Consider the following 13497-nt stretch of genomic DNA (forward strand, 5'->3'; position numbering starts at 1 on the left):
TATTATTGTTAGGTGGTATAATTGAAAGGAATAAGATTGTTATATTAAATAACAACTTAGTGTGAGTATGAATGTTTGGGTAGAACTACTGTATTTTAAGAGCTTTGTGCAGTGAAGTTCAGACCAATTCGTGCGAACTAAAATAAGGAGGAAGTTATGACAACACAAACATTATCAGTGAATACATTGCGTGCTTTAAGTGTCGATCAAATTGAAGCAGCAAATTCTGGACATCCAGGCTTACCACTAGGTGCTGCACCAATGGCTTATGCTTTATGGAGCGAACATTTACGTGTAACACCTACAGAGTCAAAATGGATTAACCGTGACCGTTTTATTTTATCAGCAGGACATGGTTCAGCATTATTATATAGTTTATTACATGTATCTGGTTTTGATGTTAGCTTGGAAGATTTAAAACAATTCCGTCAATTCAATAGTAAAACTCCAGGACATCCTGAAGTAGGGCATACAGACGGTGTAGAAGCTACGACTGGTCCTTTAGGACAAGGTGTGGCTCAAGCGGTAGGTATGGCTTTAGCAGAAACGCATTTAGCTGCTGAATACAATACAGAAGAACATCAAGTGATTGACCACTATACCTATACTTTAGTAGGTGACGGTGATTTAATGGAGGGTGTAGCGTACGAGGCTTTATCTTTTGCTGGTAAACAACAATTAGGTAAATTAGTTGTGTTATACGATAGTAATGATATTTCATTAGACGGTGATTTAAATATGGCGTTTAATGAAAATATTCAACAACGTTTTGAATCGCAAAACTGGCATTATTTACGTGTAGAAGACGGAAACGATGTGGCTGCTATTTCAGACGCAATTGCAGCAGCAAAAGCACATACTAGTCAACCAACATTAATTGAAATTAAAACAGTAATTGGTTATGGTTCTCCTAAACAAGGAACTTCTGCTGTACATGGGGCACCATTGGGAGCAACTGATTGGGAAACGACAAAAGCGAATTATGGTTGGAATCACCCTGCATTTACAGTGCCAGCAGAAGCACAAGCAGACTTTGATGAAAAAGTAAAAGAGCGTGGCTTAAAAGCCTATGAGGCTTGGACTGCTTTATTTGCAGATTATCAAGCAAAATATCCTGAGAAAGCAGCAGCGTTGTTAGCAGCCTTTGCAGATGAGTTACCAGAAGCTTATGAGTATGCGTTGAATTATGTGTCTACGGATACGAAAGCAGATGCAAGTCGTAATTCAAGTGGACGTGCGATTCAGGCATTGTCTGAAGCCGTACCATTCTTCTGGGGTGGGTCAGCTGACTTATCTGGGTCAAATAAAACAATGGTAAGCAAAGAAACAGCATTTATGCCAGATAATCGTAGTGGACGCAATATTTGGTTTGGTGTACGTGAATTTGCTATGGCAGCGATAATGAATGGTGTACAATTACATGGTGGTTCTCGTGTATATGGTGGGACATTCTTTGTCTTTACGGATTATTTAAAAGCAGCTGTACGTTTAGCAGCATTATCAAATATTCCAGTTACTTATGTAATGACACACGATTCGATTGCAGTAGGTGAAGACGGCCCGACCCATGAGCCGATTGAACAATTAGCAGCTTTTAGAGCATTACCAAACTTAAATGTTTTACGCCCTGCTGATGAAAACGAAACGTATGCAGCTTGGAAAGTGGCAATAGAATCAACGAATCGTCCAACCATGTTAGTCTTAACACGTCAAAATTTACCAGTATTATCGGTAGCGTCAGATGTATTGGAAACGGGTGTGCGTAAAGGTGGTTATGTGATTTCACCTGCTCAAGCTCAAGAACCAGCTGGTATCTTATTAGCAAGTGGTTCAGAAGTGGCTTTAGCAATTGAGGCTCAAACGGTATTGCGTGAAAAAGGTGTAGACGTATCTGTTGTATCAATGCCAGCGATGAATTTATTTGATGAGCAAGATGCAGCGTATAAGGAAAGTGTCTTACCGAGTGCTGTTCGCAATCGTGTATCAATTGAAATGGGCTCAACATTTGGTTGGGGCAAATATGTTGGCTTAGACGGTGTATCAGTCGGTATCGACCGTTTTGGAGCGTCTGGAAATGGTGATACAGTAGTTGCTGAGTATGGCTTTACTGTAGAAAATATTGTGAAAACTTACTTAGACGCATTCGCAAATTAATAAATACTTTAAAGGAGTGAGAGCAGCTTATGCTATTCGCTCCTTTTCATTATGTTAGAAATTCGCTATAATAGTGAGGAGTACTACAAATAGGGAAGAAATATTCACAAATAAAACATTTTTTCAGTGACAAGAGTTGTTAGTATTGTATTTTATAAGTGAGGTGTTGTATGAAAGTAACGATGTTTTCTCAAGCAGAATCTGTTAAAGGACAAGGAGTAGGTAGTGCATACCGTGAACAAATTGAAATGTTAACAAAATATTGTTCGGACGAGATTGAGATTTTAATCAATGATTATCAGCCGACTGATATTTCACATTATCATACGATTAATTTCCCTTATTATTTATCTACTTTTTTGAAAAAAAAGCGTGGTGTTACGGTTGGATATGTGCATTTTTTGCCGGATACTTTAGAGGGGAGTATTAAGTTGCCGTCATTAATTCAAAAGATTTTTGGCAAATATGTACTCTCATTTTATAAACGTATGGACCATTTAGTCGTGGTGAATCCTGTTTTTGGTGAAGAATTAAAACGATTTGATATTCCGGCTGAAAAAATTCATTATATTCCTAATTCGGTATCGCTTAATCGTTTTTATGAAAAAAATGATAATGGTTTGCGTGCCAAGTATGGTTTTCGCCCAAATGAATTCATTGTCTTAGGTGTAGGGCAAATTCAAAAGAGAAAGGGTATTGATGACTTTGTTCAATTAGCACAGAAACACCCAGAATTTACATTTGTGTGGGCTGGTGGTTTTTCGTTTGGGCAAATGACAGACGGATATGAAAAATATCAAAAAATCTATGATAATCCACCGAAAAATTTGAAATTTACCGGTATTATTGATAGAGAATTATTGAATGATTATTATAATATAGCAGATGTGTTTTTATTGCCGTCGTTTAATGAATTGTTCCCAATGAGTATTTTAGAAGCCTTTAATTGTGGGACGCCAGTGGTCGTGAGAGAATTAGACTTATATCGTCCAATTATTCAAGACTATGCGTTGCTAGCTGACGGTGTTGAAGCGATGAGTGAGCGTTTAGTGGCTTTATCTCAGTCGCCAGAGTTAATCGAAACTTATCAAGCTAAATCACGTCAAGCAAGAGATTACTATGCACATGAAGCAGTTGCTAAACAATGGCGTAAGTTTTATCGTGGTGTTTTGCTGAATCGAAAAAAATAAAGCAAAAAACGGGCGTTCGCCCGTTTTATTTGTTTAATTATCTATCGCCATTATATACCGTATTACGCACGATAACGTAATCTACTTTACGAATAGCATCTAAATCTTTTCCACCGGCATAAGAGATTGACGATTGTAAATCTTGTTGCATTTCTCTTAAAGTATCTTCTAAACGTCCACGTGTCGGAATCAATTCGATTTTACCTTCAACATTTTTACGTTCACCTTTTTGGAATTCAGATGCACTACCGAAGTATTCTTTATAGATTTTACCGTCTACTTTGCGTGTGACACCTGGGCTTTCTTCATGAGCAGCTAATAATGAACCAATCATGACCATTGAGGCACCAAAACGAATGGATTTGGCGATGTCACCATTGTGGCGAATACCACCGTCTGCGATAATCGGTTTTCTAGCAGCTTTGGCACATAAACGAACGGCTGCTAATTGCCACCCACCAGTACCAAAACCTGTTTTTAATTTCGTAATACATACACGACCTGGGCCGACACCAACCTTAGTAGCATCAGCTCCTGCATATTCTAATTCACGAACACCTTCAGGTGTGCCGACATTACCAGCGATGACAAAGGCACCTGGTAAATGTTGCTTGATGAATTGAATCATTTTAATTACTTCATCGGAATGACCATGAGCCACATCAATGGTAATATATTCAGGAATTAAATTTTCAGATGCTAATTCACGAATAAAATCATATTCGTAAGGTTTAATACCAACACTGATTGATGCAAATAAACCTTTTTCTTGCATCATTTTGACAAATGGCTTACGACCTTCTTCGTCAAAGCGGTGCATAATATAAAAATAATCATTTTCAGCAAACCAAACAGCTAATTCTTCATTAATAACAGTCTGCATATTGGCAGGTACAACTGGGATTTTGAATGTACGTGGGCCAAAAGTGACGGTTGTATCGCATTCAGAACGGCTAGTAACGATACATTTGTTAGGGATTAGCTGGATATCTTCGTAGTCAAATACTTCCATTATTTGTTAACTCCTTTATTCATCACTGATGTGATTGTTTATTTGGTTGTTAGGGACGCTTGATTAGTGCCACTAACTATTATTATAGATGATTTTTTTATAAATTCCACTTATAGATTGTAAGATTTTATTAGTTTTCTGGATACATGGCAGCGACACGTTTTTGAAGTTCTTTGTCTTCAACGTATTCTTCATATTTTGTATTTAATCGGTCAAAAGCACCTGTAGGTGTTAATTCAATGACACGGTTACATGTTGTATTTAATACTTCGTAGTCGTGAGAAGCAATTAAAATGGCACTCTTAAATTTGATTAAGCCCTCGTTTAACGCAGTGATTGATTCTAAGTCTAAGTGGTTAGTTGGTTGGTCCATTACGAGTACATTTGCTTTTGATAACATCATTTTTGATAATAAACAGCGTACTTTTTCCCCACCGGATAAAACATTAACAGGTTTCATTACATCGTCACCTGAGAATAACATACGGCCTAAGAAACTGCGTAAAAATGTATTGTCTTGTTCTTCTTTTGCAGCATATTGACGTAACCAATCAACGATTGATAATTCAACTCCGTCAAATTCGTCACCAGAATTACGTGGTAAATAAGTTTGACTCGTTGTGACACCCCATTCAAAAGTACCAGAATCCGGTTCTGCTTTACCCATAATAATGTCGAAGAAAGCAGTGACAGCATTATCATTACGACTTAAAAAGGCTACTTTATCATCACGATTTAAAGTGAAAGTAATATTATCCAATACTTTTTCACCGTCAATTGTTTTAGATAACCCTTCAACACGGAGTAAGTCATTACCGATTTCACGTTCTGGTGAAAAGCCGACAAAAGGATAACGGCGTGATGACGGTTGAATGTCATCTAATGTAATTTTATCTAATAATTTTTTACGTGAAGTGGCTTGTTTTGATTTTGACGCATTAGCAGAGAAACGAGCGATAAAGGCTTGTAACTCTTTGATTTGTTCTTCTTTTTTCGCATTTTGGTCAGCTGCCATTTTCGCAGCTAATTGACTAGATTGTAACCAGAAATCATAGTTCCCAACATAAATTTTAATTTTACCGAAGTCAACGTCTGCCATATGTGTACAGACTGTATTTAAAAAGTGACGGTCGTGTGAAACAACGATGACTGTATTTGGGAAGTCGATAATAAAATCACTTAACCAATCTATTGCTTGGGCATCTAAACCGTTGGTTGGCTCATCTAATAATAAATTATCTGGCTTACCAAATAGTGCTTGTGCCAGTAATACTTTGATTTTATCAGCTTCAATTAAATCACTCATTTGAGAGTAGTGCATATCTGTTGGGATTCCTAAACCTTGTAACATGTTACTTGCTTCAGATTCAGCTTCCCAGCCACCCATTTCAGCAAATAGACCCTCTAATTCTCCAGCACGAATACCGTCTTCATCAGAAAAATCTTCTTTCATGTAGATAGCGTCTTTCTCTTTCATAATGTCGTAAAGCTCTTTATGGCCCATCATAACCGTTTCGATGACATTATATTGTTCAAACCCATAGTGGTTTTGGTTTAATACGGCTAAGCGTTCGTGTGGGTCCATTGTAACGGCTCCTGTTGTAGGGGCAATCTCTCCGGCTAAAATTTTTAAAAAGGTTGATTTTCCAGCACCGTTGGCTCCGATGACGCCGTAACAGTTTCCTTGGTTAAAGGTAATATTGACTTCATCAAACAATTTACGGTCTGGAAATTGTAAACTTACATTTGATACATTAATCATTAATGCATTTCCTCCATTTGCTTTATTTGTTTGGGGATGAACAGAAAATGCTCTCATTATATAGTAAAAAAATAACCCCTAAACATCCACCAACATCATACCATAAAATAGCATGAGTTGTGAGTAAAATACTAGAATTCTTAAAACAAAATGTTGTCTTGATTCGATTAATATTTACATTGTACAGATGAAAAGACGTTATGGTGTTTGATTGTATTTATTTTGTTACTTTATTAGTAAAGTATATTTGGAATTATTTGATTTAAAGTTGTGAATATTATAAAATTTAATTATCAGAATATGTGTAAATATTGTTGTAGAATTGAAGTCTTACTGTCGTACATACATTGGCTTTCAGTATTTACGTCAGTTGTCTGGAATAACAAATATGTAAGGGAGAAGTTCGTTGTGAAGAAAATAGTATTGTTAGCAAGTAGTTTGTTTATTTTATCGAGTGTTGGTTCAATTTATGCTGAAGAAACGACAACAAGTGAAATGAAACAAGAATCTGTCGCTGATAAAGACCCATTCGATATGGCATCTTATAAAACAGTTTTTGAAACGGATATGTATAAAGTAGGTAGTGACATTCCTGCTGGTGAATATAAAGTTTATTCACTTGATGAATATGCTTCATTCAAATTAACGGGAGATGCACGTGGCGAAGAGTATATTGCTTATGATATGGTTAAAACTTTTGCTTATGTAAAAGTTGAAGACGGACAATATTTAGAATTAAGCGATTGTTTTGCTGTTCCAGTTGAAGAAACATGGCCAGTAAAAATAGAAAATGATACTATTGGCGAAGGTGTGTATCGTGTTGGTGTTGATATTGAACCAGGGGAGTATAAAGCAAAGGCAAAAGATGAATTTGCTCGCTATAGAATTGCTAAAGATGCGAATGCTATAGATGTTGTAGATTCTAACTCAATTAAAAAATCAAGTTATGTAGACGTTAAAGAGGGAGAATATCTCAAGCTTGAAGGTGCTGAGCTTTCTTTAAAATAATGAAGAGTCTGAGTTCTGCGATACAGATATATGAAAAATAAATAAGTAGGGGTCACTTAATGAGGAGTGACCCCTACTTGTTGTTTAGGGGAGGGTCGTCACACTATATTTTAAAAAATCGTAATCTTAGTGAGTTTAGTAAGACTGATACCGAGCTAAAGCTCATGGAGAGAGCAGCGACCATGGGATTTAATAGTGGACCATTAAAAAGTGCATGAACTAATCCCATTGCAATGGGGATTCCAATCACATTATATGCGAAAGCCCAGAATAAATTTTGCTTAATTGTACGTAGTGTTGCGTGGCTCAATTTAATCGCTGTTAGTACATCGTTTAATTGATTATGCATTAAGACAACATCGGCTGATTCAATCGCAATATCCGTACCAGAACCAATCGCAATTCCTATATCAGCTTGTGCTAGTGCAGGAGCATCGTTAATACCGTCTCCAACCATGATGACGGTATGATGTTCTTGTAAGGTAGCCACAATGCTGCTCTTGTCGACTGGGAGTACTTCACTGTACACACCATCTAAATGGAGTGATGATGCGATTGCGTTTGCTGTATGTTGATTATCGCCAGTTACCATATAGGTGGTTAAGTTCAAGCGTTTCAATTGGGCGATTGCCTCTTTACTCGTAGTTTTAATAGGGTCGCTGACACTGATGATACCCGAAAATTGATTATTGATTGCGACAAATAAAGGTGTTTTTCCTAATTTTGCTAATTGTTCAGCACGAATTTTTATTTCGGCACTCAGCGTCACGATAGATGACATCATTTTGGCGTTACCAATTGCCAAAGTATCACCTTGAACAGTTCCTTGAATACCCAAACCGGATATACTATTAAATTCTGTAACGCTAGGCAATTCACCTAAATTCAAGCTGTCAACATAGTGTACAATAGCATCTGATAATGGATGTTCCGATACGGATTCAATGGCTGCTATTTTTATGAGTAAGTCATTAGTATCAATTTCTTCGTTTAAGTCAATATCTGTAACGGTAGGCATTCCTTCTGTAATCGTACCTGTTTTATCTAATACAATGGCTGTTGCTTTATGAACCATTTCAAGTGCAGTCCCATTTTTAAAAAGAATTCCATGTTTGGCTGCTAGACCAGTCCCGACCATAATAGCAGTTGGTGTTGCTAAGCCTAGAGCACATGGACAGGCAATGATTAAGACATTGATAAAGATTTTTAATGCAAACTCAAATGAAGCACCTGCTAGAAATAGCCAACTCAAACTACTTATTACGGCTAAAAACATGACAGTTGGCACAAAATATAATGAAATTTTATCGGCTAGTTTCGCAATTTCTGCCTTGCTACCTTGTGCATCTTGAACCAGTGTAATGATTTTTGATAGAAAGGTTTCTTGACCAATCGCTGTTACACGGTAGGTGAAACTGCCGTTTTTATTAATGCTCCCACTGGATACAGTATCGCCGATACTTTTTGAAACAGGTAAACTTTCTCCTGTAATCATTGATTCATCGACCGATGATTGCCCCTCTGTAATGATACCGTCAACTCCTAGACGCTCACCTGGACGTACCACTAATAAATCATTGATTTGCACCATTGCTAATGGTATGGATTCTATTTTCCCTTCATTTGTTTTGCGATAAGCTATTTCTGGAGCTAGTGCCATTAATTCATTAATGGCTTGACTTGTTTTTCCTTTAGCGACATCTTCCATATATTTTCCTAATTTCATCAAGGTTAAAATAACGGCAGCAGATTCAAAATATAGTTCTGGGTGTCCTTGTGAAACTGCCGGTGTGATAACTTGATAGATTAACATACCAATTCCTTGTAAATAGGCTGCACTCGTCCCGACAGCGACTAATGAATCCATATTCGGTGCTAAATGGAAAAGTGCTTTGAAACCTTTAATAAAAATATCTCGAGCTAGCCATAAAATAGGAGTAGTTAATAAAAATTGTACTAGCATATTTCGTAATAAATGATGATGACTATCGAACCAAAGTGGAATCGGTAAATGAATCATTGGTGCCATTGTTAGATAAAAGAGTGGTAGCGTTAAGGATAGCATTGATACGAGTTGTTTTTTTCGTTCTTTTAACTGATTTTCTCTATTTTGTTGTGTTATAATGAATTGTTCTTGTGGAGAGAGCGTTAAGGTTGCGCGATAGCCGAGAGATTCGACTGCTTTGGTAATGATAGGTGTATCAGCTTGTTCTCTCCAAACGACAGTTAATTGTTCTGTAACGAGATTAACACTGGCATTTTGAATATTTGGTAGTTGTTGAATCGTTCGTTCCACTTTCGCTGCACAACTTGCACAGTGCATGCCGTCGATGTGATAGTTTTGAATTAAAGTAGGGTTATGAATGATTGATTGCGTTTCATCGACTAATTGATAACCGAGTGATTCGACAGTTTGGCGAATCGTGGCAACATCTAGTTGTTTCGTATCATAATCAATGGTTGCCGACTGCGTTATTAAATTGACAACAGCTTCATTGATACCAGGGAGCTGATTTAATTTTTGCTCAACTTTTGCTGCACAACCAGCACAATGCAAACCGTTAATTTGAAATTGTTGTTTCATAAAGGGGATTCCTCCTACTAATGATGTTTACAGCAAGTGCATTGACCAGACAGACATTGACAAGCAATGGATTCTGGTGCATTTGTATGTTTTTCTTGTGCAGTTTGTTGAATGAGCTGGCAATCTGCTTTAGATAATGTTTGTTGTTCGAGCAGATAGCGAATATATTTGCCACGTTCTTTGGTGCAGCAACGACTAAGAATGGCATCCAATTCTTGTTGTATTGCTTCTTCTTCGCTAATGGCAGCAGAATATACATAGGGTTTAGTTGAGGTATCTTGAATTAAGAATTGTTTTTGAATAAGGCGGTTAATGAGTGATTTAATCGTTCCCTCTTTCCATTCCAAAATATGCTGGAATACTTGAAGAATTTCACGACTGGTTAATTGATGATGTGCCCAAACAACACGCATTATTTCCCATTCAGCTGGTGAAATAGATATTTTTTCCATAGTAACCCTCCGTTTACAATTGTAATCTCAAATATAGTTTACATCTGTAAACATAAAAATGCAAGTGAAAATCAAAGTAAGAGTGAGAGTGCGGACTTGAAATACTAGAGAAAGTTTACTTAAGCGAGAAAAGGTGAAGAAAATGAAACAACGTTATTTGACAAAGAGTGCTGTCTTTCTTGTCATTGAAGATGAGCAGCAACAATATTTATTACAAAGACGGTTTCAAACAGGCTATATGGACGGTTGGTTAGATTTAGGTGCTTCGGGGCATGTTGAAGCAGGTGAAACGGCTCGACAAGCTGCTAGGCGTGAGTTATTAGAAGAAACAGGGCTAAATATTGAATTAGACCGATTTGAGTTTATTTGTGTTGCTCATCGTAATACGGATAGTCAAGTTTATTATGATTTTTATTTTCATGTGAAGATAACACAAGCAGAAAAAGAAATAGTTCGTATTAATGAACCAATGAAAGTATCAGAAATGGTATGGGTTAATAAAGATGAATTGCCACCAGATTTAATTGAGTATAGTCGTGATATTTTACAACGTGTGGAGCATGGCGAACGATATTTTGAAATTGGGTGGCAAAATTAAGTAGAGTTATAAGGAAAATGATGAACAAGCAAAAGTCTTATTAACACAACATATTGTGGCACAAAAACTTTTCAGACCCTATATAATGTTTTTGCGTTGATTTTTAACAAGTGCGGTGCTAAGATAGGTAGAGTGATTATTGTCAATAAATGTTTATTTATTGACATAACAAATATAAGGTCTGGAGGAAATATAATGTTAATAGTTTACCTATCGTTGACAGGGCAAACACGGCGATTTATAAAAAAATTGGACTTACCTGCAATTGAATTATTTCCAGATAGACCCATGATAGAAGTGACAGAGCCTTATATTATCGTAGCACCCACGTATGAACGTGAAGTGACGGATTTGTTATGGGAATTTGTAGAAACAGGGCATAATCGACAGTATTTACAAGGAGTTGCTGGTGGAGGTAACTTGAATTTTAATACGCTCTATTGTTTTACTGCAAAAGATTTAAGCCGTGACTTTAATGTGCCGATATTACATTTATTTGAATTTCAAGGCAATGACAATGATGTAAAAAAATTGAAAGAAGAGGTGGAGAAACTTGGAAAAACCAAGATTAGCGACTAAGGCGAAAGAAGTAACCTATTTTAAATTAAATAATGAGTTGAATCGTCCGATTAACAATCAAATCCCACTCCATAAAGATAAAGAAGCCGTACGAGCTTACTTTTTAGAACATGTTAATCCGAATACTGTATTTTTCTACACCTTAGATGAAAAATTGGAATATTTAATGGAACATGACTATTTAGAGCGTGAATTTATTGAAAAATATTCTCGTGAATTTGTAAAGCAAATGATGAAAGACACTTATGCGATGAAGTTTCGTTTCAAATCCTTTATGTCTGCGTTCAAGTTTTATACGCAATATGCACTTAAAACGAATGACGGACAACGTTATTTAGAACGTTATGAAGACCGTGTCGTGTTCGCTTCATTATTTTTAGCAGACGGCGATGAAGCATTGGCTGAAAAATTACGTGATGAAATGATTGCACAACGTTATCAACCAGCGACTCCTACTTTTTTAAATTCAGGACGTAAACGTCGTGGGGAATTAGTGTCATGTTTCTTAATTCAGTTAAGTGATGATATGAATAGTATCGGTCGTGGAATTAATTCTGCCTTGCAATTGTCACGCATCGGTGGCGGTGTAGGGGTTAACTTATCGAATCTACGTGCAGCTGGTGACCCAATTAAGAAAATTGAAAATGCGTCAAGTGGTGTCGTACCAGTTATGAAATTATTGGAAGATAGTTTTAGTTATTCTAACCAACTGGGGCAGCGTAATGGTGCTGGAGCTGTATACTTGAATGTGTTTCACCCAGATGTTGTGTCGTTTTTATCGACTAAAAAAGAAAATGCGGATGAAAAAATTCGTGTAAAAACTTTATCGCTAGGTTTAGTAGTACCAGATAAATTTTATGAATTAGCAGCGAATGATGAACCAATGTATTTATTTAGTCCGTATGATATTGAACGAGTTTATGGTGTGCCATTTTCTTATTTAGATATTACGAAAGAATATGATAATATCGTTAATAATTCGGAAATTCGCAAGTCTAAAATTTCGGCTCGTGAATTAGAAAATGAAATTAGTAAACTACAACAAGAGTCAGGTTATCCTTATATTGTGAACATTGATACGGCGAATCGTTCCAATCCGATTGACGGTATGATTACGATGAGTAACTTGTGTTCAGAAATTTTACAAGTTCAAGTACCGTCTCACATTAATAATCGCCAAGAATATGAAGTGCTAGGGACGGATATTAGTTGTAATTTAGGTTCGACCAATATCCCAAATATGATTCAATCACCAAACTTTGCACAATCAGTTGATGTAGCTGTTCGTGCTTTGACCTTTGTAACGGACCATTCAAATATTGAAACTGTTCCAACGATTAAAAATGGTAATGACAAGGCACATACGATTGGTTTAGGTGGTATGGGTCTACATACATTATTTGCCTTAAATCAAATGCACTATGGTTCTCCAGAATCAATTGAGTTAACGGAAGCGTACTTCTATGCGTTAAATTATTATACTTTAGTTTCAAGTAATCAAATTGCGACAGAACGTGGCGTAAGTTTCTATAATTTTGAAAAATCAACGTATGCGACAGGTGAATACTTTGATGCGTATATTGCGAATCCATTTGAAATTCAATCAGAAAAAGCGGCAGAAATCATGAAAAATGTTCCAATGCCAACAGCATCAGATTGGAAACAATTAAAAGAAAAGGTACAAGCAACAGGCTTGTATCATCAAAACCGTATGGCGATTGCCCCAACAGGTTCGATTAGTTATGTCAATGAAACAAGTGCGTCACTACACCCGATTACACGCTTAATCGAAGAACGTCAAGAGAAAAAGACAGGAAAAACGTACTATCCAGCACCACATTTATCGAATGCAACTTTGCCATACTATAAATCAGCTTATGATATTGATATGCGTAAAGTCATCGATGTGTATGCAGCAGCGCAAAAGCATATCGACCAAGGTATGTCGTTAACTTTATTTATGCGTAGTGAAATTCCTGAAGGGATGTATGAATGGAAAGCAGGTCGTACCAATAAAATGACGACACGTGACTTAAATATTTTACGTCATTATGCTTGGAAAAAAGGAATTAAGTCGATTTATTATGTGCGTACCTTTACTGATGACGGCGATGAGGTCGGCAGTAACGCATGTGAGTCTTGCTCAATCTAATCAAAA

10 protein-coding genes are annotated in these 13497 nt (G+C 36.6%); 6 read left to right on the top strand and 4 right to left on the bottom strand.

Features of this window, described 5'->3' with window-relative positions; all coding sequences use genetic code 11:
* Window positions 1-156: 156 nt before the first annotated feature.
* Both tkt and JDW14_01090 read left to right on the top strand, forming a co-directional pair.
* Entirely contained in the window at window positions 157-2154 is a 1998-nt protein-coding gene (gene tkt, locus JDW14_01085; protein ID QQD65746.1) for a transketolase, read from the top strand.
* A gap of 182 nt (window positions 2155-2336) precedes the next feature.
* Window positions 2337-3344, top strand: a complete 1008-nt coding sequence (locus tag JDW14_01090; GenBank protein ID QQD66466.1) for a glycosyltransferase family 4 protein — start codon at window positions 2337-2339, stop codon at window positions 3342-3344.
* A 37-nt stretch (window positions 3345-3381) separates the two neighbouring features.
* On the opposite strand, the gene guaC is transcribed toward JDW14_01090, so the two are convergent.
* Window positions 3382-4356 (bottom strand): GMP reductase, encoded by a 975-nt coding sequence (gene guaC, locus JDW14_01095; protein ID QQD65747.1) that lies wholly within the window; start codon window positions 4354-4356, stop codon window positions 3382-3384.
* Between the two features lie 130 nt (window positions 4357-4486).
* Window positions 4487-6118, bottom strand: coding sequence for an ATP-binding cassette domain-containing protein (locus JDW14_01100; protein QQD65748.1), 1632 nt, complete (start codon window positions 6116-6118; stop codon window positions 4487-4489).
* 408 nt (window positions 6119-6526) lie between these two features.
* Between JDW14_01100 and JDW14_01105 the strand changes: the two genes are divergently transcribed.
* The gene (locus tag JDW14_01105) at window positions 6527-7126 is read left to right on the top strand and encodes a hypothetical protein (GenBank protein QQD65749.1); all 600 of its coding nucleotides are present in this window, start codon (window positions 6527-6529) and stop codon (window positions 7124-7126) included.
* Window positions 7127-7229: 103 nt separating this feature from the next.
* On the opposite strand, the gene cadA is transcribed toward JDW14_01105, so the two are convergent.
* Together cadA and JDW14_01115 are read right to left on the bottom strand one after the other, a co-directional pair.
* Window positions 7230-9710 (bottom strand): cadmium-translocating P-type ATPase, encoded by a 2481-nt coding sequence (gene cadA / locus JDW14_01110; GenBank protein QQD65750.1) that lies wholly within the window; start codon window positions 9708-9710, stop codon window positions 7230-7232.
* Window positions 9711-9727: 17 nt separating this feature from the next.
* Window positions 9728-10162, bottom strand: a complete 435-nt coding sequence (locus JDW14_01115; GenBank protein ID QQD65751.1) for a CopY/TcrY family copper transport repressor — start codon at window positions 10160-10162, stop codon at window positions 9728-9730.
* A gap of 142 nt (window positions 10163-10304) precedes the next feature.
* Here JDW14_01115 and JDW14_01120 point away from each other — a divergent pair, with 142 nt between their 5' ends.
* From JDW14_01120 to nrdE, 3 genes are all read left to right on the top strand, one after another.
* Window positions 10305-10760, top strand: a complete 456-nt coding sequence (locus JDW14_01120; protein QQD65752.1) for an NUDIX domain-containing protein — start codon at window positions 10305-10307, stop codon at window positions 10758-10760.
* 195 nt (window positions 10761-10955) lie between these two features.
* Window positions 10956-11339, top strand: a complete 384-nt coding sequence (nrdI, locus tag JDW14_01125; protein QQD65753.1) for a class Ib ribonucleoside-diphosphate reductase assembly flavoprotein NrdI — start codon at window positions 10956-10958, stop codon at window positions 11337-11339.
* Window positions 11314-13491, top strand: coding sequence for a class 1b ribonucleoside-diphosphate reductase subunit alpha (nrdE, locus tag JDW14_01130; GenBank protein ID QQD65754.1), 2178 nt, complete (start codon window positions 11314-11316; stop codon window positions 13489-13491). The genes nrdI and nrdE overlap by 26 nt, the downstream gene beginning before the upstream one ends.
* Window positions 13492-13497 lie beyond the last annotated feature (6 nt).

The organism is Aerococcaceae bacterium zg-252 (assembly GCA_016237705.1).
Lineage (GTDB): Bacteria > Bacillota > Bacilli > Lactobacillales > Aerococcaceae > Globicatella > Globicatella yangjingiae.

Excerpts from the sequence above, each read along its gene's own strand:
- JDW14_01120 (QQD65752.1), top strand. The coding sequence starts at position 10,305 with ATGAAACAACGTTATTTGACAAAGAGTGCTGTCTTTCTTGTCATTGAA.
- guaC (QQD65747.1), bottom strand. The coding sequence starts at position 4,356 with ATGGAAGTATTTGACTACGAAGATATCCAGCTAATCCCTAACAAATGT.
- JDW14_01115 (QQD65751.1), bottom strand. The coding sequence starts at position 10,162 with ATGGAAAAAATATCTATTTCACCAGCTGAATGGGAAATAATGCGTGTT.
- cadA (QQD65750.1), bottom strand. The coding sequence starts at position 9,710 with ATGAAACAACAATTTCAAATTAACGGTTTGCATTGTGCTGGTTGTGCA.
- nrdI (QQD65753.1), top strand. The coding sequence starts at position 10,956 with ATGTTAATAGTTTACCTATCGTTGACAGGGCAAACACGGCGATTTATA.
- JDW14_01090 (QQD66466.1), top strand. The coding sequence starts at position 2,337 with ATGTTTTCTCAAGCAGAATCTGTTAAAGGACAAGGAGTAGGTAGTGCA.
- tkt (QQD65746.1), top strand. The coding sequence starts at position 157 with ATGACAACACAAACATTATCAGTGAATACATTGCGTGCTTTAAGTGTC.
- JDW14_01100 (QQD65748.1), bottom strand. The coding sequence starts at position 6,118 with ATGATTAATGTATCAAATGTAAGTTTACAATTTCCAGACCGTAAATTG.